Genomic DNA, 23,874 nt, shown 5'->3' on the forward strand with positions numbered 1-23,874 from the left:
GGGTGGGAGGGCGGCTGATGTTGATGTACCGAAGATTGGATCAGAATTGTCAGCCGAAAGCGGTCGCACGGCTGATTCAGCAGCTGCGCGCAGGCCTCAGGCGCGCCGGTCGCCGCGATACGCACATCGGATTCATCATTGGTCCTTTCCCGACACTTTTCTGCGCCACGGGACAAGGAGGCTTTCAGATCGACATCGAATTCGCGATGTGGGGCGATTCGTTCGAAGAAGGTTGCATCGTTTTTCCGATGTCGTCGGCATCCTGGAGCAAGCAATTAACGAATGTGAAAAGGCGATCACTCCACCCAAAATTGATTTCGCCGATCAACGGCGATGTTGGAAGGGATCAGACTCGCTTGTTGGGCAACGGTGAAGCAGTGCGGGCCGCTTCTCGGTGCCAACGGCAGCCATCGACACGTGGAAGTCGCAACGGCTGGCTCGGTTTTCTCCGCATACATGTCGGCCATTGTCCACCGAACAGTCGGCTTTCGTGCCGCATCAGTTCATTGCAAACGCCGCGCGGCATCTTAGCCGGCGGTGAACATTGACTTGAGCGCAACACCTCTCGGTACGAACATTGGCACGCTTTGGCGATACTGCCGGTATGCATTGCCGAGCCGTTCAACGAGCTGTTCTTCTTCCCGGTGCGCCAAACGTACATAAACGGCGAGGATGGCCGGCGAGAGCAGCAGCGTCACAATGGTTGGCCAGTGAATGAGCTGCCCAAGGATGACCAGGAAGATGCCCGTGTACTGCGGATGCCGCATCAGCCCGTAAACGCCATCGGTGACAAGGCGACCAGCGGCGAAGTAGATCTTCACCCATCCCTTCACAATCAAAAGCGCGCCCACCAGCATCACACTGACGCCAAGCGCCATTTCCACCAGTGCGCCAACGCTCCCGTAGCCGAGTAGCGTTGCCCAGAGATGCCCGCTAACGTGGGCCAGCGGAATGTCCAAACCGAAAAAACCCGTAAGCAGGTAGATTGTCAGAGGAAAGCCGTACATTTCGCCGTAGAGTGCAATAATGAAGGCCTGCAGCAGACCTGCACCCACCCATTCGCGTCGATCGGCCGGGGCAACGAAATGGTAGAGAGCCCACGACACCAACAAGATCATGAGCACTGCATACGGCCAGTATTGCACAAAGTCGCGATATTGACTCATAACCTCGTCGCTCACAGTTGCCGGACTCCGTCTTCCCGGCGCGCCGCACATCCCGGTCTGTCATGTGCTTCCTAGCTGGTCGTTCGCCAACACCTCGCCCGCAACATAAAGAACAACCAAGCATTCAATCTTTTGCCTGTGCGGCATATCGCCGTTCCCGCGCGGGAAGGTTGATTTCGAATCAAACAGTTGAGGATGGCATCGCTGCGAGCGCGGCTGCAAAGCAATGACCTGCAGTGCATGGCCGCCATTTCTTGTCGACCTCCTATGGTCTCTTCCCTGGGCGTCTGATGGTTGCACTGTGCGAAGATAGAAGGCGGTCTCGTGCCGATGCCGTGACTGGTGCCGAAGTTCCTGACCCAAGATCATCAAGAATCGGACAGTCAGGCCTGTCATCGCCGCGGCATTTCTCCGCCAGGTGCTGCAACGCCTGCTTGATGGTCTCGAGCTCGACAATCTTGCGGTCGAGATCGTCGATGTGGAGCAGCGCGAGGCGCTTTACCTCGCGGCTCGGTCGATTGCGATCGCGATAGAGAGCAAGCAGCTGCTCGATCTCGCTAAGGGAAAAACCCAGGCCTCGCGCCCGGTTGATGAAGCGCAGGACCTCGACTTCCTTGTCGCTGTATGCGCGGTACTTGTTCTCTCCCCGAGCCGCCGGGCCGACCAAGCCGACGCTCTCATAATAGCGGATGGTCTTTGGCGGCACCCCGGAACGCTGGGCGGCCTGCCCGATCGTCATCGGCTCCATCTCACGATCCTCCAATTTGCGGGGCTGGTGCGAGCGATTGATCCGAGCGCATTGCATGTCGACCGGTCGCAGCCGGTCGCCAGCGTCTTAGCAACAAGGCATCTGTGACCACGCTAACCGACGAGAGCGCCATCGCCGCGCCGGCAACGACCGGGCTCAGGAGCCCGAAGGCAGCAAGCGGCAGGCCGATGACATTGTAGATGAACGCCCAAAACAGGCCTTGCCGGATTTTGTTATAGGTGGCGCGGCTTACCGCGATGGCATCACCGATCAGCAGCGGATCGCCGCGCATCAGCGTGATGCCCGCGGTCTCCATCGCGACATCGGCGCCGGTGCCCATTGCGATCCCGACATCGGCGGCGGCGAGCGCCGGCGCATCGTTGACGCCGTCGCCGGCCATGCCGACGCGCTTGCCTTGCGCTTGCTGGCGCTGCACTTCGGCGGCCTTTTCTGACGGCAGCACGCCGGCGAGCACGCGGTCGATCCCAAGCTGAGCGGCTACCGCCGCAGCCGTCCGTTCGTTGTCGCCGGTCAGCAGCAGGGTGTCGACGCCGATTTCGCGCAGATGGCGCACCGCCTCGCGCGCGGTCGGCTTCACGGGGTCGGCAACGGCGATGATTCCGCGCAGCCGCACTGCCGGCGCAAGCTCGGCAACCCACATCACGGTGCGACCGCGCTCCTCGAGCTCGACAGCCCGCGTTGCGAGCGGCTCAAGGCTCACATGGTGATTGGCCATGAGCCGGCGATTGCCGATGACAATCACCCGACCATCAACGTTGGCCGTCAGCCCCAGGCCGGCGTGGCTCTGGAAATCGATCAGCTTCGGCAGCTCGCGATCTTTTGCCTTCGTCAGCACCGCCTTGGCCAGCGGGTGCTCGCTGCCGGTCTGCGCGGCGGCGGCGAGCCCGAGCAACTGGTCCTCGTCTCCGTCGCAGGCGACCATCTCGGTCACGGCAGGCCTGCCTTCGGTCACCGTTCCCGTCTTGTCGAGAATAATGGTTTCGAGCCTGTACGCTCGTTCGAGCGCCTCGGCATCCCGAATCAGGATGCCAGCTCTGGCGGCTGCGCCAGTGCCGACCATCAGCGCCGTCGGAGTGGCAAGGCCAAGCGAGCATGGACAGGCGATCACCATGACCGATACCGCCGCGACGACCCCAGCGGTCACGTCGCCGGCTATCAGCCACCAGCCGAGGAAGGACGTAAGCGCGACGGCAAGCACGATCGGAACGAACACCGCGGAGACGCGGTCGACCAGACGTTGGATTGGCGGCTTCTTCGCCTGGGCATGCTCGACCAGGGCGATGATACGCGACAGCATCGATTGTTCACCGACGGCCTTCGTCTCCGCCCGCAACAACCCGCTGCCGTTGATCGAGCCGCCGGTGATCTTGTCGTCAGTCTGCTTCGCCACCGGCAGGCTTTCTCCAGCCAACAAGCTCTCGTCGACTTCGCTCCGCCCGGACAGCACAACCGCATCGACCGGGATGCGTTCGCCGGGACGCACGATGATGACGTCGCCGACTGCCACGTCCGCAACCGGCATTTCGATGTCGCCGCCCTCGCGTTCGATGCGCGCCCGCTCGGGCCGCAGCGACATCAGCGCCTGGATGGCGGCGGTTGTGGAGCGCTTGGCGCGCGCTTCCAGCCAGCGTCCCACCATGATCAGGGCGATAACCGCCGCTGCGGCTTCGAAGTAGAGGTGTGTGCCGGCAGGCCCGGCGAGCATCAGGTAAAGGCTGTCGAAGTAGGCGGCCGACGTGCCGAGCGAGACCAGCAGATCCATGTTGCCGGTGCGGGCGCGCAACGCCTTCCAAGCGCCCACATAGAAGCGCCAGCCGATAACGAACTGAACTGGCGTTGCGAGCAGAAGTTGCAGCCAGCCCGGCAGCATGATCCCGAGCATCGGCAGCAGCAACGGCGCGCTCAACACAACTGCGGCGACGATCCGCCGCGTCTCGCGCCGCAGCCGCCACTCGTGGGCGGCAACGATCGCCCGGTCGCGTCCTCGGTTGCCTGTCAGAAGCTCGGCGTCGTATCCGGCCTGCCGGACCGCGGCGACCAGATCGGAGGGCCGCGACAGCCCGGCGATCCCCTCGACCGACGCTTTCTCGCTCGCCAGGTTGACCTCGGCCCGGGTGATTCCGGATACGCGCTTTAGCGCCGCTTCGACTCGGCCGGCGCAGGTGGCGCAGGTCATCCCGGAAATGGCGAGTTCGCGCGTCTCGCGGGGAACTCGTAGCCCGCCTGCTCGACCGCTTGGGCAAGGGCAACCGGCGTCAATTGCCTGCGATCGAACTCAATGTCGGCACGCTCGGTCGAAATATTGACGGTGGCCTGCACACCCGGGAGCGCCGAAAGGGCCTTTTCGACGCGCCCCACGCAGGTTGCACAGCTCATTCCCTCGATCGGAAGAGTGACGTGCGTGCGATCAGCAGCAGCCGCTTCAGCGATGCTCATTGGTTTGCCCATTCGTTGCGCTCGCCTCTGTGACCGAGGCGCACAAACCCGACGACAATTTGGCAGGGCCGGCAGAATGGTCATATCGGCCGGAGCTCACCTCACGGGCTCAAACGCTAGGCTCAACGGAACGACCCGGCAGATTGCTTGTTCATCGCCCAACCCGTCACGCGATTGTGACTGCTCCGAGCAAGCCCCGGCACTGCTTGGCGGGGTTTTCGGAGAGCGCTCGCTTTGATCCACCTGATCAGGGCGACGGATTGGAGGCTGAGCACACCACTACGCATCGGCTCCAAAGGAGATTGGCATGCCGCCCCTGGACACGGTGATGATCACGGGAAGCAGCGGCTTCATCGGGTCAGCCCTCGTAAACAAGCTTGCGGGGCGTTTCAGACTCGTCGGATTCGACAAGATCGCAAGTCGAACACCACCGCCTGCTGCCGAGTGTGTCTGCATCGATCTGACGAATAAGGATGCAATTGAGGCCGCATTCGAGCGCGTGCGCATCGCCTACGGCGATCGAATCTGCTCCGTGATCCATCTGGCCGCGTACTACGACCTCTCCGGCGAGCACAGTCCGTTATATGAGCAGATCACCGTACGGGGCACTGAACGACTTCTGGAGCAGCTCAAGAATTTTCAGGTCGAACAGTTCGTCTTTTCGAGCACGATGCTCGTGCACGCGCCGACCGATCCTGGCCAGCGGATCAGCGAGGAATCCCCGATCGATCCGCGCTGGCCATATCCGCAGTCGAAGGTCGAAACCGAGGCTCTCATCCGAGAGCAGCACGGCAACATTCCTGTTGTCCTGCTGCGGCTCGCTGGGGTCTACGACGACCGCTGCCACTCGGCGTTCCTGTCGCAACAGATTGCGCGCATCTACGAGCGGCAATGGCTCAGCCACCTGTTTCCAGGTGACATCCGCCGTGGTCAAGCTTCCGTCCATTTGGATGACGTCACGGACGCGCTTGCTGCATTGATCGCCAAGCGAGGCGAACTGCCAAAGGAATCGACCCTGCTGGTCGGCGAGCCAGAGACGCTGAGCTACGACGAAGTGCAGCGCCTCGTTGGGCGCCTCCTCCGCTGGCGTCACCCTGATGTCGGCGCCCCCCTCCCATTGGGACGAAATGATGATGGGTAACGGCTGGCTCGAATGCCTCGTATCCATTCCGATCATCGCGGTCGTGCCCTTCGCGATTGTAATGTGGGCGGTTCGAATGGCCGCGCCGACCAATCTGACGAGGACCGGCGCTTTGGCCGGTCTGGTGGCGGGTAGCATCAGTGCCGTCGCGTACGCGCTGCACTGCACCGACGACAGTTTTCCCTTTGTTGCCCTCTGGTACGGGCGAACAATCATACTCTGCACCCTGGCCGGCGGCGCGCTTGGACCTCGGATATTGCGTTGGTAGGCAATGCTTCGGAAGCGATCAAAACGGTGTGAGTGTGTAACCGCGAGGCGATCTGCGACGAAATAACTGGCACATACGAAAGCAGATCGGTGACGTGTCATGCGTACTGCCGAGCTTATTGAACTGCTTAGTGCTCGCTTGCAGCCGGTTGACAGGCGCCAATTGACGCGCAGCGTTGCTCTTTCGGTGGGCTTCGGTTTTGCTGCAGCGATCATCGCGACAGCCCTGCTGTATGGCTTCCGCACCGATCTTGATCGCACAAGATCGGTTCTTTTCTTGCTGTTTAAACTCGCCTTCGCGTCAACGGTCGTGCTGGTCGGATTGGCTTGGCTGTTGCGGTTAGCCCGCCCCGGTGCTGAGCACGGATCGAAATACCTCGCGCTCGCGACCTTGCCTTTTGCCACTCTCTGCACGCTCGCAGTTATCAATCTCCTTCTCGTTCCCCCGGCCGATTGGGAAGCAATGCTGATGGGGCACGAGTGGCGGAAGTGCCTTTTCTCCATCCCAATCCTCGCGACGGCGCCATTCGCGGCGCTTGTCTGGGCTCTGCGCAGAGGAGCTCCTACCGATTTGAAGCGGTCCGGCGCTGTGGCGGGCCTGGTTGCCGGGGGGATGGGTGCTACCGCGTATGCGCTTCATGGCACCGGCGACCAGTTTCCTTACATTGCGCTTTGGTACAGTGGAACGCTGGCGCTATGCGCCCTCGCCGGCGCAGTCCTCGGGCCGAAGATGCTGCGATGGTAAACTGCTTCCTGTCTCGGTTTGGTTGTTCGCTTCGGCAGCCTGCGTAGTCCTCACGAGTCCTTTGCGGCAAGTCCAGTCCGCTCACGCCCGGCTTCTAAGCGGTCACCATCGCAGTCTGTCTTGGAGCGCCGATCACTGCTTCCCTGCTGGAAAACAGGCACGGCGACCGATCGTGGTACTGCCGGGTTAATTCCGATTGCGGTCGTCATCCCTTCAGCTCCGGCGGTTCCAGCATTGGAACCTAGATCAGGTCGAGGCGGTGCAGTCAGAATGTATTTACTTAGTGGGTCGCAGGAGTATTGTGGCATCAAATAACAGATTGTGGCGTGCCAAGATGGCCCGCGTGCGGCAACCGAGCTAGTTTACCGAAGCTGTGGTTGATTTGATCAACCTCACGATGGGTGTTTTGCTCTTCACGTCACCGTGGCTATTTGGGTTCAGCTCGGCTTTCGGCTGGCACACGTCCTGGATGGCGGGTGCCGCGATAACTATTCTAGCGATGTTTTCAATCGCCGATCTCTTCGAAGCCGTTCCCATGCCCGAAATCTTTGAAGAGGAAGAATGGATCATCCTGACTATTGGCCTGTGGATCGCGATCTGCCCGTGGATCCTCGGCTTCCATGGGGACGTCAGCGCGAGTAATGTGCACTTTGCCATTGGGCTAATCATTGCTGGCCTCGCGGCTGTGGAGCTATGGTCGCTGCGCCACACCCCGCATTCAAAGGTGTGAACCTCCAACGGTTCGACCGGCTCGGCCACCTCATATGCATGGCTTAAAGCGGCGGGTGCTGCATCTGTCTGTTATCTTTAGCCTGAAGGCACCGCGCGGCCTGACGTGTCAACGGGCCGGCCGGTCCACAATTCAGGCAGCTTTGTCATCCTGCCCACTGCCACTCCCAAGGCTCCATCCTATGCGGCCCTTCGCCGATTGAGGGCGAAGCCAATAGCTACAGCCGCCGTCATGAGTACCTGCGCCGCGATCGTTTGCATGGTTGGGAATAGACCAACCAACGAGATGCGTGGCACCGAGCGTAGCGGCGCGATGCTGACGATGCCGGCCTCCTGCAGGGCGGCGATACCCTTGCCGGCCAGCACGACCGTCAGAACCGCCATGAGCCACGAACTGTAACTGAAGAACTTGCCGACTGGCAGCCGGCGGCTATAGCGCAGCATGGCCCACGCGATGACCGCCAGCGCCGCGCACGCGCTCAGTGCTCCGGCGAGTACCGTAGCGCCGTTTCCCTGGCTCCACAGCGCCGCGTAGAAGAGGATCGTCTCGAACACTTCTCGATAGACGACGATGAAAGCAAGCCCAAACAGCAACCAGGCCGAACTGCCGGACAACGCCTTCGCCATCTTTTCGCGAATGTAGCGCTGCCATTGGTCGGCTTGTGCCTTGCCGTGCATCCAGATGCCAACCGAGAGCAGGACGACAGCGGCGAAGACCGACCCGAACCCCTCCGTCAGCTCCCGGCTCGCGCCGCTGATCCCGATCACCCAGGTCGCGACGACCCAGGTCACGAAGCCGGCGACGAGCGCACCCACCCAACCCGCATGGACGTAGGGCATGACCTCCGTCCGTTCGGCCTTGCGGAGGAAGGCGATCATCGCAACCACGATCAGCAGCGCTTCCAGTCCCTCGCGCAGCAGGATCGTCGCCGCCCCGAGAAACGTTGACAGGCCGCTCGCGGCGTCCGGGGAAAGCGATGCCTCCGCATCGTCAAAAAGTTCGTCGAGGACCTGCACGCGATCGGCGAGCGCATCGGCATTTTCTCCGCTCTGGATAGCGGCGCGGTAGTCGCCCATCGCGCCCTCGATCCGCTCCATAAGCGTACGATCACGCGCGCCCAGCGTCGGTTCGACCGTCTCGAATCCATCGAGATAGGCAGACAAGGCCAGTTCGCCCGCATGCTGGCGGTCTCCCGCACGATAGGCGGCAAGGCTCTCGGTCAGGCGGCTGCGCACCAGGGACAGCGATCCGGCCTGCTGCTGCGTGATCGCCTCGGGATGACGACGCAAATAAACCATGAGAGCGTCGGCCTTGTCCTGTCCGATCTTGCTCGCGAGCGCTGCGGGCGTCGTGCCGACAAGCGTCTTCAGATCGGGAACGAGCCGGCGAAGCGAGGCGTCCTGCTTCCACAGCCGCTCGCCTTCGGCCACAGCGGGATCGGGGAAGGCGAAATGACCGGCGTAGAACGCCAAAGCCCAACGATCATCGGTCGGAAGACCCTCGAAGCTCGGCATCGCGGCTCCGTCGAGACCTTGGGTAATCACCTGGTAGAGCGCGAACACGCTGCGCTGGCGAGCGCGCTCGGCGTCCGTGAACGCGATGGGCGGCGTATCAAGCTTGACGGCATCTGGTCCATGGCCGTCCCCGGCCTCGCCATGGCAGGCGGCGCAGTTCTGGCCGAATAACGTCGCACCGCGTGTGAAGTCCGGAACCTTGTTCGGCGCCAGCGGCACTGGGTAGGCCGCCAGCAACGCCGCCGCCAGGCCGCGCGCTATACCTGCGACTTGCTCGGCATCAGCCTTGTCTGCGATGGCGCGCTGCAGGCGGGCGGCCTCCGTCGCAAGCGCTTGCCGTTCCGGCTTCGGCGGGAGCGCACGGACCTTTGCGGCAATCGTCGCCGCGAACTCGTTCTGCTCGGCATATTCGGAAGGACTTGAGACCGACCCATGCGACACGGCGCCGGCGTAATCCACCGCGATGTAATCCAACAGTCGCCACGTGGTTTCGACATCGCTCGTCGTGGCCCTCGCTGCGCCGCAGAACACCAGAGCGACCAGCATGGCAATCACTGCGAGACGCGACAGTAAAGATAGCAGACTCACGGAATGCCAAGTTGAAGGTTGGATCCGACGATGGTCTACCGCCTGTTTCGGGTCGGCGCAATTTGAGGCGTTCTAATTCCGCTCTAGGTCAACTTCTTTTGAGGCTAGTCCGCCCGCTTTCTCAAGCGGTAACGCGCTCGCCGCCAACGGCACCAGGCGCGAGCCGTGGCGGCGACGACAGCCAGTCTCACACCACTATAACTATACTTGGGATGGTCGCTTTGTTCGACTATCTTCCCTCCCGATTAGGCGGTCGATCTGCGCGATGATGACGTCCGTCAGCGACGCACGCACATGGTTCGCGTGCAGAGTGGACATGCTTTGTGCTCTGTCCTTAAGGAGAGAACAATGCTGTTCCAAATAGGTGACTATGTGGCGGGCGCGGTGATCGGCATGGCAACCGCGCTGCTCGTTCGCCTTGTGATCTGGCCTGGAACGGACATTGGTGGTCGCAATGCTGCTCGGGATGGGCCTTGGCACGATCGTCTCGCTGCTCCTGAGCTACTTGCTCGCGCCGATGCTTGGTATTGTTGAGACTATGGTGCCGGGATCACTGACAGGGATGTGATGTATGGTGGCATGTTATTCGCAATGCGCGACTCGATGGCCGCTGGCTCGCGCACGACAAGCGCCGCAATCGTCGTCGGAGCATTTTTTGGAATTGTAGTGACCGCCGCCATAAAGCTCTATAGTTATGCGTTGCGAGGAACAGTGATGGAGGCCAGGGACTGACGGAACCTGCCATGGATGTTCAAACGCAGGAGAAATGGGATCGCGCCAGCCGGACCTACGACTTCTTTGGCGCGGTCGACAACAAGCGTCTCGGGTTGGAAAAGCAAAGGCTGCTTGCCAAGGCGCAGGGCAAGACGCTGCATGTCGCGGCCGGAACCGGCAACGATTTCAAGTTCTTTCCGCCTGGCATGCACATCGTCTCGATCGACATCAGCCCCAAGATGCTAGCGCGGGCCAAAATCAAAGCTGCGACCTACAACGGGACAATCGAGCTTCGTGAAGCTGACGTTCACAGCCTCGATTATCCGGACTCGACTTTCGACACCGTCGCCACAGTTTTTACGTTCTGTTCAGTACCTCAGCCGATCACGGGTTTGCGGGAGCTTTACCGCGTTCTGAAATCGGGCGGGCGAATTTTGATGCTCGAACACGTCCGCAGCACGGCCATTGGCCCGCTCGGCATCATGATGGACCTCATGTCGCAACTGACGCGACGGTTCGGGCCGGAGCTCAATCGGGATACCGTCGCGAATGTGCAAAGGGCAGGCTTCCGACTGCGTCGCGTTGAAAACATTTACCCCGACATCGTGAGAAGCATCGAGGCTGTAAAGGATTAGTCCGCGAGTTCGTCACCGCGAGTTGACCAGATGGGGTTGTCTGCTTGTCAGTCAAGGCTTCACTTGTGCCGCCTCGTCGACCGCTCGGCGTTGATCGCCAAGGCCAAAGAACTCGTGCGGTGCAAAGCCGAGAGCGCGCGCGAACAGCACGACCGGAAATTGCTGGATCATACTGTTATATCTCTGCACCATGGCATTGAATGAGCGGCGCGCTGCGGCAAGCCTGTTTTCTATTTTGGTCAGGTCGCTCTGGAGTTGCTGGAAATTGCTGTTCGCCTTGAGGCTCGGATAAGCCTCCGCCAACGCGAACAATTGGCGCAACGCACCGCCCAACATGGATTCGGCCTCTGCCCCTGTCGCTGAGTCCTGTGCCGCCACCGCGGCGTTCCTCGCCTGCACCACCGCGTCGAGCGTGTCACGCTCATGGCTGGCATAGCCCTTCACGGTCTCAACGAGATTCGGGATAAGGTCGTGGCGTTGCCTGAGCTGCACATCGATGTCGGCGAAAGCCTGATTGCACTGCTGTCGCATCGCAACGAGCCGATTGTAGCTCACAAACCCGAACAGCACGATGACCACGACGACGGCGAGAATAATCCATGCGGAAATGGACATGCGTACGGCTCCCGAGCTGGTGTCGTTCCGTAGCGTAGCGCGGACGCGGCGGGAGTCTATCCTCACTGCTGAGTTCTTGGTGACATAGAAAGCGTGTATAGCTCCCCACCCTGCGATGCACAGGACGAGGATAGCGACGATCAGGGCGTTCAACGTGATTGCCTGATCACCGCTCGGCAACTAGCTCAGTTTGCGCCCGCGGGCGTAAACCGCCTAACCATCAGGAGTACGAAATCGTAGAAAGTCGTAGTTTGGCGGGGGAAATCGTGGCGCGGCGTAGCGGGGGGCTCGAACCCCCACCTTAGGAGTTTGATTCCAGTGCTTCGAGCGATTCGTCGCGACGGCCGTATGAGCTCTGCGGGCCTATAGTTGCTGAGAAAGCGCGAGCCGATGATTCTGCCTAAATGACGGATTGACCGCTCGCGGCGCTATGACTTGATGCCGAGTAGAAGATGATCGAATGTGTGAGCCCGCGCATTCAACGCTCACGCTCTTGCATTCTCATGCGTTCGCCACTCTGACTTTCAGCGACCATTTCCCCGCCGCGGCCTGCTTGATGACGCTCTCGAACAGGCTCCATGACTGTCGCCCGCGCAAACGAATGCCCCTTCTCGAGGTGCTGAGCGATGCGCTCCTTGGCGAAGGCCATAATGCTCTGGCGAGCATTCTCGTCGTTCGGCAGAGCGCGTTCGACAAGCTTGTTGATGACGACAATCTGGGATTGGGCCGCGAGCAGGTCAGAATCATGCGCGGCCGCCGTTCGGTCTGCACGGCGTTCCTCCACCGTCACCTTCCACATGTTGCGCCACATCTGGCGCCGTTCAATGCCAGCGGCTCCTGTGGCGGCGTCTATGGACTTGATCGACCTGATGATGGGTGCGACGCCATCCCTTCGCAGAGAGATGCGGTCGCCAGGCCTGGCGCCACTGTCTGCGACATCAGTTACAACGCCGACGCCCCACACCTGATGTCGCCGACCATCATCCAGTTCGATGGCTACATAGGTGGACGGCTCCGCGTCGGCGCGGTTGCGATACGGGCCAAAACCGACCTCCATCAGACGCCCGGAAACGCCCTTGTCGTAATCGAGCCTATCCCCTAGAGATGACTTGCCGGAGTCCGAGCGAGTCTTTACGTCGTTGGTCCGGGCGTGGGCTCGATCCCATGCCGTTCGTCGGTCAGCAAGCGCCTGACGATCAAGCTCGTTTGGCTGATAGCCCTGCACCTCTATTCCGCGCGCGCTAGCCTCGAGCCACGCCTCCCGCCGGAACTCTACTGAGCCACGGACGTGAACTGCCTCCCACTGGCGATGCTGTGCCACGCTGACCATGTCCCGGATCACTTCCGCGGCTGCTATGCGGGTAACCAAGCGATCATCAGTGGCCTTGAACGCGAGGTACTCTTTCCGCTCATCGGCATAGAGCCGCGCATCAGAACCATCCTTTTCGGATTCACTGGCCACTACGTAATATTTCCGCCGGATACGGTCCGGAAATGCACTATCTGTTACCTCCGGGGATGAAGGCTTCTTGGGGGCTGTTGCTATCTCGTCTTCCCCCTTTTCTCGGGCGGAAACGCGCCCCGCGCGACGTTGCCGCTCCAGGCTGAATTCCTCGCTCGCGTCATGCCTGTCGTTCATGCTGCTCACTCGTCTGCTTGCGGCCTGTCCGCCGCGCCGGCGGAATGACCTGAGCGTCGATGTATTTCAGGGTCCAGGCTTTGAGGTCGTCTTCGGATAGGCCTTCGAGATCGACATCCACGTCCCCGAAATCGAAACTAGCCTCGGCAGGAATCGTGGAGGGATCAGCCACCTCCTCGTCGGTCATTGGCCGTTTTCGGAATACTGCTCGTAGCTCGGCAATCTCAGAGCGCAGCTCCTTGAGTTCAGCGTCCAGCAGCGCATTTGAACGCCCCTTGGGCAGTTCTGGGACGGGCGCCGGCAGCAATCGCTCCAGAAAAGACTTGTCTTCGTAATAGATGATCTTGTCGGCGATGATTGGCGGAATGCCGGTGCCGAGAATGAAGGCCTTGGATTTCGGAAGAAGCTTGAGCTCTTGCGGCAGCATCAGGGCGCGACGATGCTCGGAAACGGTCTCGCTGATCGCGCGCATCGCCAGCCCTTTTGGTCCGCTGCGGCTGCGGGCGTTCACAGTCTCGTAGCCGATGCGCTCCGAGAGCTCATTCGCTACGTCCTGCTCCTTCGGGGCAAACACGACCTCCACGGCGTGGTTGGTCATGAAGTTGCGCGCAGCATCGACCCCGTAGATCGCGCGGAGCTGCGCCGGGCTCTGGACCACCGTGAGAAGACGGATGCCGTACCCGGCGACGAAGGCAACCGATTTTGCCAATACATTCACATTGCCCAACGCCGGAAATTCGTCGAGCAAGAGCAGGAGTTTGCGAGCCAGTTTGGGGTTTTGTTCGGGTAACTCCCGGGTGTTGAGATCGACCACCTGCTGGAAAAACAGGTTCAATAGCGGCGCCATGCGGTCAAGATTATCAGGCGTGACCCCGAGATAGATCGACATGGGCTGCTGCCTCAGCTGCCGCAGATCGAAATCATTGCTCGAGGTTGCGGCATCGATGCGAGGATTGAGCCAGAGGCCGAGCCGTGCCGTTACGGTCTTGCGGACCGAGTTCAACGTGTTCTCGGAGGCTGCGAGGAAGTCGTTCAGCGCCGTGATGCAGTGCCGGGACAGCGGGGAAGGACCGGCCTTGCGGTCGGCGATGATCTTGTCGAAGTGGGCTTTGAGATTCTGGGTTGCCGAGAGCTGGCGCAGGATCTCGCCGATCGTCAATGGTAAGCCCGGCGTTTCCGCGACGTAGCCGCCGATCGCCACAAAGGATGAACGAGCTGCCTCGAACCAGAAGGGATCACCGCGGCTTTCAGCTGGAAACAGCATCACTGCAATGCGCTGCAGATCGTCGTAGAGATCGGCGGGGTCGCTGCGCACATAGCCCAGGGGATTGTAACGTGCGGTGCGACCGGTCTCGTCGAGTGGGTCGAACAGATGGACTTCCTGCCCGTGGGCGGCGCGAAAGCCTGCCGAACGATCCCAGTTCTCTTTCTTGACGTCGAGGGCAACAACCGAATCCGGCCAATTGAGCAGGTTTGGAATAACATAGCCGACACCCTTCCCGGCGCGCGTCGGGGCATAAAGGAGGACGTGTTCCGATCCGCCGAAACAAAGCATTTTTCCATCTTTTCGGCCGAGCAGTAGGCCTTCTTTGGATCGCAGGCCGGCGGCCCCGATCTCGCGCTCGGAGGCGAAACGGGCCTTGCCGTGAAGTGGAGGCGGCCGGTGCCGGAGGACGGCGCCGAGCAGGCCAAAGACCACGATCAGGCCGGCGAGGGTCGACAGCGTCAGCCAACGGTCGAAGCGCGGGTCCTCCCCGTAACGGGGCCAGCCTGTGGCGATCTCCGACCAGTGAAAGCCGCCATCGTGAAGTCTAAGCCCAAGCAGCAGAACGTTCGAGGCGACCAACAGAAAGACTGCGGCGGCCCCGAGCGCGAGCGCCGTGCCCTGGGCCGCCTTAACGGGCGTGGTCGCGTTTGCGAACGGGGTCATAGTAGATTTCCGATATACGATAACGTCCGTTCCGCTTCTGCATCTGGACGACGACATCGACCAGGTGCAGCAAGAGGGAGCGGATATCGTCGCGGTGGAGGTCCCGTCCCTCCGCGCTCTCTTTGACCAGCAGTGTCATCTGTTCGAAGGCAAGGCGGGCGCTGTCCGCGTGAACGGTCGTGATCGATCCCGGGTGCCCCGAATTCACGTTCCTGAGATAGAAGAAGGCGGTGCCGTCGCGCAGCTCTTGCAGCAAGATGCGGTCGGGCCGCATCCGCAAGGACGATTCCAGCAGTTCGCGCGGGCCGATCTTGGCTACTCCCTGCCCATCCTTAGCATAGAGCAGCCGGACGCAATTCTGATGCGGGATAACCAACTCGGCGGTGTCTTCGATGGTGATCAGCCGCTCATGCGCCGGGATCGCGGCAATCAGTGCCTTGGACAGAGTGGTCTTGCCGGAACCCGTCGCCCCCGAGATCAGGATATTGCGGCGGGTTCCGGCAGCTCAAGGAACTCCCGCCATTGGCCGGCCTCTTTCAGGGCGAGCAGTCGATGCTCGTCAGCGTCCAGCTCGTCACTGGCGGAGCGGACCTCATCGAACAGTCTTACCCGCTCCAGAGCGTCCAGGTTCATCGTCAGCGTTGACGGTTTGCGGATCGTGAGGCTGATCATGCCACCAGGGACGGCGGGTGGCACAACGATCTGACAGCGCTCCTCGCCGATTAGGCTGGTCGAGAGCACCGGATATTCCGGCCCGATGTCCTGGCGGGTGTGACTTGCGGCTGCGGTTGCAAGATGAGAGAGGTAAGTTTGCGTAAGGGCTTCCGATTGATGCCGGGTCCAACCGTCAGGCCCTTCCACGAAGATCTCGCCGGGACGGTTGACGACAATTTCGGTCAGGGTGTCGTCCGTGAGGTAAGGAGCCAGCGGCTCGAGATAGCGCGCCAGCACCAGACGCCCGCCATCATGTCCGATGGATGCGACCTGACTCATTTTGTCACCGTAGCCGGCCCGACGATGCCTCCGGGGAGGGTGCGGTCGAGAATCTGGGTGCGGCTTTCGATCCGCTTGAGTTGGTAGACCGACGAGAAATCGAGGTCGCGCGCGACAAAGATATTGACCAGCTCGCCCTGATTCTTACTCAGCGTTGGCGGGATGTTGATGGACTGCTCGACGGCGATGCCGGCGGCCGTGTTGGTCGCGCCAGCCGTGTTGTTGATCTGGATCGAGCCGTCTTGCAGCTGCTGGCGTCCGATCGAAGAGGCATCGCCGACGATTGACAACAACAGCGCCGAGCCGAAGCGCTCCCAGAAGTGCGTGTCGATGTCGCCGTCGAACCCCGCGCGGCCGAGCGCATCTGTGGCGGGTGAGGCCAGCGCCACGATGACACCCGTCGGCGTCTTGGCGCGAGCCCATAGCACGAACATCCGCTTGGAGCCGCGCCGGACATTGCCCCGATATTCGCCGACCACTTGTGTGCCCTTTTCCATGAGCACAACGTTGCCCGAATCGGACATCACGTCGCGCAGCACGACACAGGAGACGAAGCCGGCCACATCCGACGACATCGCGGTCTCCAGCACGCAAGGGATCGACGTGCCCTGGGTGACCAGAAGATTGCGATTGGGAAGCCGCGCTGCACGGACGCCTTCGATCGGAGTAGGTTTCAGCTTGTCTGCAAGCTCATTGCGTGGCTCGGCCCGTCCAAAATCATAGGGATCAACGGGGACACCTGCACTCGGGACGTCACGGGCCGAACGTCCCGATGCGACCGGCCGATTGTAGGCCAGCACCGGCGCGCGCCGCGCGCTTTCGAGCATCTGGTCGGGAGCCGGCGCCGGGGCCGCCGGCGTGGCTGAGATAGGTGCGACCGGAATGGATGCCGTGGTGATGGGCGCGGCAGGCGCTTCCGCGGCCGGCTCGAACGCCGCCGCCTGGCGGATCATGAGCTTGCGGGCGGACTCGCTGACCGGCTTATCGCTTTTCCAGGTTCCCCAGATAATCAGGAAGGCGAATGCGGTGAGCGCGAGCGCGCCGAAGCCGCGCTTGAGCATCGCCGTTCGACCATTGTCCCCTCCTCCCACCGGAGTAATTCCGCGTTCGCCGGCAAGCGTCTCATGTTCAAGCTCGGTCATGTTGCACCCGCCTCATCGCGCCTTAAGGGTTGGAGATGACCTCTTCGCCCGCCGCTCGACTGAGGGGCTCGTGGTGTTGGTGCCGGGATTGACGCCGACAGCATCGAAGGCTTCGTTGAAGATGCAGAGCACGGTCTCGCCCTTGCGCAGCCGAAACTCGCGAGCCGTGGCGTGGACCACCACGAGCTCGCCGCGAACATCCTTAGGCACCAGACTTTCAGAGCCGTCCGAGTTAATCAGGTAGATCGCCGGGATCTCGCGATTGCCAGCGAAGCGGAAGGTCGTCTCTTTGCCGTCGTCGAAGACGGCTTCGGGTTCGAGGTCGATCGAGCCCTGGGCCGAAAATCGCCAATTGCGCGCACCATAGGCATGATGCAGGTCAAACGTCTGATCGATCAGTGCGCCTTCCCGCTCGGCGCCCCGGGCAGCCGCTTCGACGCGCCGGCGCTCGATCTCGTCGCCGGGATAGGCAAAGCGGACGACGAAGTAGCTGTCCGCGAGCGTCGTCTCGGCGATCGACAACTCGAACTGATAGGAACGCTTTCGCCCGTCGGCCCGGGTGGTGACGACCTGCAGATTGGTCGATGGATGTTTTTCGCGCGGCTTGAGGAAGAGAATCGAACCCGCGGGCGCGACCTCCCATGCGATGGCGTCGCCGATGGCAACATGCGCAATCTCCTCGTCATCGGCAAAGACCACCTGGGTAGAGGCGCGAATGACGCCGTTGAGGCGGACCACATTGGCTGGATCATAGGTCACGGTGCGTACGCGCGCATCGTGTTGGCCCGGCGTCGGCTGTTGCAGGGCCAGCACGGGTCCGGCAAGTCCGAGAGCTAAAGTCATCAAAATCGCGAAACGTTTCATGGCACGACCTCCGGATCGGCGCGATACTCCGAAACCAGAAAGCCGAGCGGATTGATCAGACGGTCGGCGGACGACATCGGTGCGTTGGCGTAAGAGAAGGTCAGGGTCGAGACCCAGTGAGTAATGTGGGTTTCCTCGCCCTTGCGGGTCTCTTTCATGAACCGAACAGACGCCACATTGTCGGCTAGGAGAGAGATCGCTTTGATCCGGACCGTGGCAACGCCAAAGCGGCCCTGAACGACCTGCGGACTTTCGGGATTGGAGCCGCGGTACCAGGCTGCGAAGCGGGCTTGTTCGCCCTGCCCCGAAAGCAACGAAATCGTCCTAAAATTGGCTTCCGCCTCCGGATAGCTGTAGCCTTCCCGAGCGCGAACGTAGCGCCCAAGGAAATATTTGGTGACGGCCTCGTCGTAGCGCGCCGGGTTCGAGTTAAGGGCGGAGACGGTGTCGACAATGCCGGTCGCATTGTCGACCCGGATGACGAACGGCTCGACCGTTTTCAGCGGCGCTAGCGCTGCGACCGCACCCACTGAGGCCACCGCCAAGGCGCAGGCGCCAGCGGCAACCACCCACGCTGTTCGCCGCGAGCGATGGGCCGAGAGTAACAGGTCCTGTTCCCATCGCCGCGCATTGTCGAAATAGCTTTTCAGGTCATCATGCCCGACCATCTCACGCCTCCTTGCCACAGGCGCGGTAAGAGGCCGCAATATCGGCTGAATGGCTGGACGCGGCGAGATGGGTCGAAGGTGCTGACGGACTGCCTTCGCCCTTCCGGATGATAGGTGCGGACGGCGAAGCTTGCGGTTCCGGCGTCGCCGGTGGTGCGCCGGCCTCCCAATCCCACAGCGAGCGATTGAGCGGCCGCCGAGCCAGGCCATCACAAGAGGGCGGCCCCTTTGACCAGTTCGCGCAGCCCCCAAGCTGCCATGCAATGACGCAAATGATGAATAGTCGACGCCACATCGTTCTGATGCCCCTGTTTTATCTGTCGCCTCTTCTGGCGACCTTTTTTGCTTAGGCCGCCGTCGCGCCGCGCGATTGAGCGCGCCGCATGCTGCCGCCTTGACGGCTGGCTCTGAGTGCAGCGAGGCCGCGGCCGGCCGACCACCGGGCGCCGGCATAGGCACCTCCGGCGGCGGCCGTGGCATTGGCGATCATTGGGCTCGTGACCAGTCGGCTTGCCAGAGACGCCCCTCCCCCGGCAAGACCGCCCGCGATGGTCGGCAATTGAAGTGAGATGTATCCTGACAGACCCAGCACTGCGCTGATGGCGACCGCGGCCACCACCATCTCACCCGCCGTCCCGGCGTTGGCCGCGAACCTGTCGATGAAGCCGCTGACAGTAGTCAGCATCAAGCCGACCAGAGCGACCACCAGGACCAGCAGGATCACGAAGTTCGCGAGCTGCCGAAGCCAGGCTTCTGTAAACGGGCGGGTTGCCTCAAATAGGCCCAGTGCGATGAAGAGCGGGCCGAGCGCGATGACGACGCCAAGACCTACTTTGGCGTAGAGCAGGATAGCAAACTGCAAGAAAGAACCGACTGCTACAAAAACGAGAAGAATGCCCGCAATCAGTGCCGGCGCCACGTCGGTTATTCCTGCTTGATCGTAGATCTTATTAGCGACGTCGATCCCTTTGGAGAGAAGTTGATCGAAGGGAGCCCCGGAACTGGTATTCAGCCCGGAGCCCGCCAGCGCATTGCCGATCTCCTTTGGCAAGGAATCGAAGAACAGGGTGGTGACGTATTGCTGAAAAGCGCTCGAATTCGTTGCCAGCAGCACGACGACCACGATCCGCATCGCCCGCCAGGCGAATTCCATAATTGGTTCGGAGATCGCGCCGCGCATCACGGCAAAACCATAGAGAACAACATAGAGCATTACGGCGGTGCGAAGTGGTCCGTCGATGTAGGTGGCGAGGTTCGAGACCGAGGTCGACACGAATGCCGTGATCGGTTGCTCAAACTCCTTCAGGAAACTGTCGAAGACGTTTACAGCCATCGTGGCGGTCCTTACTTCAGGGCGTCCTTCATCTCTTTGACGAAGGCCTTCTTGCGGGCTTCATTGGCGTTGATGCAGTCGGGAGTGTTCCTGCGCTCGCCCGGATTATCGCGGCACGCCTTGAGAGCTATCGCAAGCTCATCCCGATGATCCAAGAACCAGCCGACAGTTTTTGCTTCTTGACCTTTGTTGACGTCGTTGCAGCCCGCAAGGGTCGCGGCGACGGTGAGGAGAACAATGGCAAGGCTCGTCTTCATTGCAGGGCCGCCCTCATTTCATCGACCAGTTGTCGCCGTCTCTCCCGCTCTCGTTGAGCATCCATGTCCATGCGGGCCTGTTGGATCATCGCCAGACCCTGCATTCGGAGCACGTCGTTCTGCAGCAGCGCCTGTTCGGCCTGCAGCCGCGCGGATAAATCGAGGATCTCCTTGGCGTCGCTCGCCGAGCTGATGCGAGCCCTGAGTTCCTCAAGCGCATCGATGCGCTGCGAGGCCGTGTCGTACACCGCCTGGCCCATGGAGTGCTTCGCGCCCGCCTGCCGGGCGATCCGGTCGAGCTCGCTTTGGTAGTACGAGTTTCCGCTGTTGCCGGCATACGCGCGGTTCTGCGAAAGATAGTGGTCGATGGCGTCGGCAAAATTTCCGCCGCCCTGCCCCGTGACGAGCCGTTCGATGTCCGAGAACTGCTGGGGCAGAACCTTCCGAAACTGTGGTGTGTTCAAGAGCGCGCCGATGTCGTTGGCGTTGGTTCGCTTGTTGAAGCTGTCATAAAGCTGCTTGGCTTGGCTCAATTGATCCTGTGCGACCTTGAGCTGTGATGTCAGGGTATCGACCTGCTTTTTCAGCTCCGTCAGTTGCTCAAACTGCCGGGCATAGACGCTTGGGTCGAACACGATCTCCGCCCCGGCCGGTGAGGCCGTCAGCAGGGTGACAACGGACAGGCAGGCGAGAGCCGTCGGCCTACGTTGGACCATCATTGCGTTTTCCTTCGCTCACCGTGAAATACCGGCAGCCATCGCGCGGGGTCGTCGCCGACCTGCTTGCGAATGCGATCAAGCAGCTCGACCGTTTCGGTACGCCCCGACAAGACGGCAAGCGCGTCGTCGAAGCCGCCGAGGTCGAGTTCCGCCACCACTGAGTTGTGCCCCTGTTTGACCAGAAAGCGCCGGCTTTCGGGTGCGAGCTCCTCCTTGATCAGGCGGAATTCCGTGTCGGTCAGATGGAAGCCGTCGACATAGTCCGCGCGTGTTCCCCGCGCATTCGGCAGGAAGATCTGGGTCGGGCATTGTTCGACAATGGTATGCGCGATCGGCGAGGCGAGCGCGTCGCGTGGCGACTGCGTGCCGAACACCATGACGCCGTTCTGCTTGCGGATGGTTTTCAGCTTGTTGTTGGCGAGATCACGAAATGCCTCGTCTCCAAGGGCCTTCCAGAACTCGTCGATGTCGATGATCAGGCGCCGGCCGTCGATCAGCCGCTCCACGCGATGGAACAGATACATCATCAGCGGCGTGCGCACCGTGGGATGATCCAGGAGATCGGTCATGTCGAAACCAATGAACCGGGCGTCGAGGCCGATGGCGTCGTGATCGCCATCGAGCACCCAGCCGAAGGGAGCGCCGCGGCACCATCGCTCGAGCCGCGCACCAATGCCCTCGCGGTCCTGCTGTCCGAGAAAAGCCCGCAGTGTCCCGAACGATCGCTCCGACTGGCGCAATTGACCGAGCGCGCGCAGTCCGGAATCGATCCTTTCCTCCTCGATCACCGTCAGCGGGCGATCGTCCGGGGTGACGAGTTTTCGGATCAGTTCGCCCAGGAAGGAAAGATTCGCTGGCGTCAGCTCCAGCGCCTTGAGTGGCGCGCAACCGGTCGGGGTACCATTGTGGAGTGTCAGATAGGTGCCACCGGCGGCGCGCACGAAAATCTCGGCGCCACGGTCCTTGTCGAAGAAAACGTAGGACGCACCTAACCGCTCCGCCTGAGACAGCAGAAAATTCTGCACGACGGTTTTGCCGGATCCTGAGGGACCGCAGATGAAGGTGTTGCCGAGGTCGCCGTAATGAAAGGAGAAGTAAAAGGGTGAGCCGGATGCGGTCTTGAGCATCGCTACCGCCGGTCCCCAATGGTTCCCCGCTGGCTGCCCGGTCGGATAGGTGTGGAACGGCGAGAACGCCGCGAAATTCCGCGAGTTGATCGCGCCAGTGCGTGCCCGGTATTTGAATAGGCCAGGAAGCTGCGCCCAATAGGCGGCTTCAAGTCCAAGATCTTCTCGTGCGATCACAGCACCCGCATCGGCCAGTGCGCGACGTGCCACGCTCATATGATCCTGCAGCTGCAACGGCGTATCTGCGTAGACCAAGAGCGAGAGGTGATGGTCTCCAAGCACGAACCGGTTGGATTCGAGATCGTCGAGCGCGTCAGAGAGCTCGTCGATCTGTGAGGCGGCCGGATCCTGGGCCGAGACCAGCTGGTTCTGCTTGCGCGTCAGCACCGTCTTGGCGTCCGCCTTCGCCAAAAACGCGAATGATTGCGTGACGATGAGCTCAAACGGCGCCGACAGCAGCGCGTTCAATAGGCCGGGCCGGGTGGATGCCGGATACTCCTTGAGGCCGAACATGCCAGCGAATCGCGATCCACCGGCCCCGCGGATCTCGAGGGCTTCGCGGCCGAAGATGACGCGATTCGAATAGAGCGCAGGACCGATCGGCCCTTGCGGCAATGGCATCGACATCCATTCCCCGGAGGCGAGCGCGTGGAGCAGCTCCATCGGTTCTGAGAAGGTGATGCCGTCGCGCTCAAACAAGCCGACCGCGCGGGCTCCGTAACGATCGAGTGCCGCAACGATATCTCGCGTAGCATCGTCAAGCCGCTTCAGGGCCGCGCTGTCGACCTCGGCGGAGTTCCCTACGCTTCGGCCAACCCGCCGAAAGAACGCGGCCGCCGTATCCGTCGCCGTGCGGCCGGGGTGACAAACCAGGGTCAGATACAGATCGTTGCGAAATAGCGCTTCCTTGCAAAGTCGTTGGCGATATTGTGCGTCAAGTGCCGTCGCAAAGGTCGACCGGAAGGCGCCGTCGGGATAGACCGATGTCCGGCGGCGCACCAGGTGGCTCCAGAGGGCGAGTTGCGGATCTGCAACGTTGCGCAGGGTCAGATTCAGCTTAGCATGCAGATCGTTCAGATCCGACGTCTCGGCAGTCTCGAACGAGGTGCCGTCAATCCGGATCACAGTCAGCAGGGCTCGGGTTGTAAGACCGATCGCTGTGTCGGTGACATGCCGGCCGAACGGCAGGTAGACGTTGGGCTCGATCTCCCGGGTTTTAAGCGCCCTATTGCGCATAACCGACGTCCCTTGTTCGATATCGCCGAACGAGCTTGAGTGGCGTGCAGGACGAGCCGCCCCAGAAGGCGGCGTTGCGCGCGCGCCCACGGGTTTCGATCCAGGCGATTAGAATCCGGAACATGTTAGGGTCGTGTCGGCAGATGATGCGACAGAGACCATGGATCGGAATCGCAACGAAGCCGTAGACGATGCTCCCGGCCACTAGGAAGAGGATGCAGGAGAACATCACGTTGAGAGCCATGGCCTCCATCGTGACGCCGGCAACCATGGCGGGACGCGTACAGGCGAGGAACAAGGTGTCCTCCGTGAGACGCGCGGCCTCGACCATCAATGACCCCCAGTCAAGGTCGAGACCACCTCGGAGGCGCCGAACGTGATGGCGACGCCCAGCACGACATAGGCGGCCTTGCGCAGATCGAGATAGCCGAACATCCAGGCGATACCGACGATGATGACCGCCAGCGTCGCCAGCAGCCGAGCGACGTTGCCGGTCAGCATGTTGACGATGTTCTGCAGCACGCCTTCGATGTTCGCGGTCTGCGCCAGCGCCGGCTCAACCAACGCGATGCTGAGAACGGCCCCCATGCAAAGCAGGGCAGCGGAGTGTTTAAGAGGAGAAGTCATGGCAGCGCTCCGATTGGCA

Annotated in this window: 23 protein-coding genes and 2 pseudogenes; 7 read left to right on the forward strand and 18 right to left on the reverse strand. The window is 61.5% G+C overall.

What is annotated here, in order from left to right; all coding sequences use genetic code 11:
- On the forward strand, nucleotides 1-548 hold a 548-nt coding region (locus tag AX729_RS40180), incomplete at its 5' end, for a hypothetical protein (protein ID WP_210183201.1).
- Here the strand turns inward: AX729_RS40180 and AX729_RS32245 are convergent.
- From AX729_RS32245 to AX729_RS41420, 4 genes are all read right to left on the reverse strand, one after another.
- Nucleotides 528-1,181: a methyltransferase family protein gene (locus AX729_RS32245; RefSeq protein WP_230646666.1), complete on the reverse strand. Its 654-nt coding sequence runs from the start codon at nucleotides 1,179-1,181 to the stop codon at nucleotides 528-530. The two genes, AX729_RS40180 and AX729_RS32245, sit on opposite strands and share 21 nt — an antisense overlap.
- A 250-nt stretch (nucleotides 1,182-1,431) precedes the next feature.
- On the reverse strand, nucleotides 1,432-1,905 hold the full coding sequence (gene cueR / locus AX729_RS32250) for a Cu(I)-responsive transcriptional regulator (protein WP_082528977.1): 474 nt from the start codon (nucleotides 1,903-1,905) through the stop codon (nucleotides 1,432-1,434).
- Between the two features lie 10 nt (nucleotides 1,906-1,915).
- A complete protein-coding gene (locus AX729_RS32255; RefSeq protein ID WP_230646667.1) occupies nucleotides 1,916-4,111 on the reverse strand; it encodes a heavy metal translocating P-type ATPase in 2,196 nt (731 codons plus the stop codon).
- Nucleotides 4,108-4,371, reverse strand: a complete 264-nt coding sequence (locus tag AX729_RS41420; RefSeq protein WP_057196747.1) for a heavy-metal-associated domain-containing protein — start codon at nucleotides 4,369-4,371, stop codon at nucleotides 4,108-4,110. Before AX729_RS41420 ends, AX729_RS32255 begins: the two co-directional genes overlap by 4 nt.
- Nucleotides 4,372-4,699: 328 nt before the next feature.
- Between AX729_RS41420 and AX729_RS32265 the strand changes: the two genes are divergently transcribed.
- From AX729_RS32265 to AX729_RS32280, 4 genes and pseudogenes are all read left to right on the forward strand, one after another.
- Nucleotides 4,700-5,512 (forward strand): NAD-dependent epimerase/dehydratase family protein, encoded by an 813-nt coding sequence (locus AX729_RS32265; RefSeq protein WP_230646673.1) that lies wholly within the window; start codon nucleotides 4,700-4,702, stop codon nucleotides 5,510-5,512.
- A pseudogene (locus AX729_RS32270) lies at nucleotides 5,466-5,780 on the forward strand (DUF1109 domain-containing protein); the annotation flags it as partial. The gene AX729_RS32265 and the pseudogene AX729_RS32270, both read left to right, overlap by 47 nt.
- Before the next feature lie 99 nt (nucleotides 5,781-5,879).
- A complete protein-coding gene (locus AX729_RS32275) occupies nucleotides 5,880-6,524 on the forward strand; it encodes an NrsF family protein (RefSeq protein WP_057196749.1) in 645 nt (214 codons plus the stop codon).
- Nucleotides 6,525-6,897: 373 nt separating this feature from the next.
- The gene (locus tag AX729_RS32280) at nucleotides 6,898-7,254 is read left to right on the forward strand and encodes an SPW repeat protein (RefSeq protein ID WP_230646668.1); all 357 of its coding nucleotides are present in this window, start codon (nucleotides 6,898-6,900) and stop codon (nucleotides 7,252-7,254) included.
- Between the two features lie 179 nt (nucleotides 7,255-7,433).
- Here the strand turns inward: AX729_RS32280 and AX729_RS32285 are convergent, their stop codons facing one another.
- The gene (locus AX729_RS32285; protein WP_057196750.1) at nucleotides 7,434-9,314 is read right to left on the reverse strand and encodes a cytochrome c/FTR1 family iron permease; all 1,881 of its coding nucleotides are present in this window, start codon (nucleotides 9,312-9,314) and stop codon (nucleotides 7,434-7,436) included.
- A 390-nt stretch (nucleotides 9,315-9,704) separates the two neighbouring features.
- On the opposite strand from AX729_RS32285, the gene AX729_RS40800 reads away from it, so the two are divergent.
- Nucleotides 9,705-9,890 carry a hypothetical protein gene (locus AX729_RS40800; protein ID WP_197433731.1) on the forward strand — a complete coding sequence of 62 codons (186 nt, stop codon included), beginning with the start codon at nucleotides 9,705-9,707 and terminating at the stop codon, nucleotides 9,888-9,890.
- Nucleotides 9,891-10,099: 209 nt separating this feature from the next.
- Entirely contained in the window at nucleotides 10,100-10,705 is a 606-nt protein-coding gene (locus AX729_RS32295) for a class I SAM-dependent methyltransferase (RefSeq protein ID WP_057196751.1), read from the forward strand.
- Nucleotides 10,706-10,756: 51 nt separating this feature from the next.
- On the opposite strand, the gene AX729_RS32300 is transcribed toward AX729_RS32295, so the two are convergent.
- The 13 genes and pseudogenes from AX729_RS32300 to AX729_RS32360 form a co-directional block, all read right to left on the reverse strand.
- Nucleotides 10,757-11,320 (reverse strand): LemA family protein, encoded by a 564-nt coding sequence (locus AX729_RS32300; protein WP_057196785.1) that lies wholly within the window; start codon nucleotides 11,318-11,320, stop codon nucleotides 10,757-10,759.
- A 478-nt stretch (nucleotides 11,321-11,798) separates the two neighbouring features.
- A complete protein-coding gene (locus tag AX729_RS32305; RefSeq protein ID WP_057196752.1) occupies nucleotides 11,799-12,959 on the reverse strand; it encodes an LPD7 domain-containing protein in 1,161 nt (386 codons plus the stop codon).
- Complete coding sequence (locus AX729_RS32310) at nucleotides 12,943-14,889, reverse strand: type IV secretory system conjugative DNA transfer family protein (RefSeq protein ID WP_057196753.1); 1,947 nt, start codon at nucleotides 14,887-14,889, stop codon at nucleotides 12,943-12,945. Before AX729_RS32310 ends, AX729_RS32305 begins: the two co-directional genes overlap by 17 nt.
- Nucleotides 14,855-15,882, reverse strand: a pseudogene (gene virB11, locus AX729_RS32315) (P-type DNA transfer ATPase VirB11). Before virB11 ends, AX729_RS32310 begins: the two are co-directional and overlap by 35 nt.
- Nucleotides 15,879-17,024, reverse strand: a complete 1,146-nt coding sequence (gene virB10, locus AX729_RS32320) for a type IV secretion system protein VirB10 (RefSeq protein ID WP_057196755.1) — start codon at nucleotides 17,022-17,024, stop codon at nucleotides 15,879-15,881. Before virB10 ends, virB11 begins: the two are co-directional and overlap by 4 nt.
- Nucleotides 17,025-17,036: 12 nt before the next feature.
- Nucleotides 17,037-17,888 (reverse strand): P-type conjugative transfer protein VirB9, encoded by an 852-nt coding sequence (gene virB9, locus AX729_RS32325; RefSeq protein ID WP_057196756.1) that lies wholly within the window; start codon nucleotides 17,886-17,888, stop codon nucleotides 17,037-17,039.
- Nucleotides 17,885-18,556: a VirB8 family type IV secretion system protein gene (locus AX729_RS32330; RefSeq protein ID WP_057196757.1), complete on the reverse strand. Its 672-nt coding sequence runs from the start codon at nucleotides 18,554-18,556 to the stop codon at nucleotides 17,885-17,887. Before AX729_RS32330 ends, virB9 begins: the two co-directional genes overlap by 4 nt.
- A gap of 346 nt (nucleotides 18,557-18,902) precedes the next feature.
- Nucleotides 18,903-19,889, reverse strand: a complete 987-nt coding sequence (locus tag AX729_RS32335; protein WP_057196758.1) for a TrbL/VirB6 family protein — start codon at nucleotides 19,887-19,889, stop codon at nucleotides 18,903-18,905.
- An 11-nt stretch (nucleotides 19,890-19,900) separates the two neighbouring features.
- Nucleotides 19,901-20,146: an EexN family lipoprotein gene (locus AX729_RS32340; protein WP_057196759.1), complete on the reverse strand. Its 246-nt coding sequence runs from the start codon at nucleotides 20,144-20,146 to the stop codon at nucleotides 19,901-19,903.
- Nucleotides 20,143-20,865: a P-type DNA transfer protein VirB5 gene (gene virB5 / locus AX729_RS32345; RefSeq protein ID WP_057196760.1), complete on the reverse strand. Its 723-nt coding sequence runs from the start codon at nucleotides 20,863-20,865 to the stop codon at nucleotides 20,143-20,145. The genes AX729_RS32340 and virB5 overlap by 4 nt, the downstream gene beginning before the upstream one ends.
- On the reverse strand, nucleotides 20,862-23,228 hold the full coding sequence (locus tag AX729_RS32350) for a VirB4 family type IV secretion/conjugal transfer ATPase (protein WP_057196761.1): 2,367 nt from the start codon (nucleotides 23,226-23,228) through the stop codon (nucleotides 20,862-20,864). The genes virB5 and AX729_RS32350 overlap by 4 nt, the downstream gene beginning before the upstream one ends.
- Entirely contained in the window at nucleotides 23,218-23,559 is a 342-nt protein-coding gene (locus AX729_RS32355) for a VirB3 family type IV secretion system protein (protein WP_057196762.1), read from the reverse strand. The genes AX729_RS32350 and AX729_RS32355 overlap by 11 nt, the downstream gene beginning before the upstream one ends.
- Entirely contained in the window at nucleotides 23,559-23,855 is a 297-nt protein-coding gene (locus tag AX729_RS32360) for a TrbC/VirB2 family protein (protein ID WP_036029551.1), read from the reverse strand. The genes AX729_RS32355 and AX729_RS32360 overlap by 1 nt, the downstream gene beginning before the upstream one ends.
- Between the last annotated feature and the right edge of the window lie 19 nt (nucleotides 23,856-23,874).

Source organism: Bradyrhizobium sp. CCH5-F6 (genome assembly GCF_001556045.1).
GTDB lineage: Bacteria > Pseudomonadota > Alphaproteobacteria > Rhizobiales > Xanthobacteraceae > Bradyrhizobium.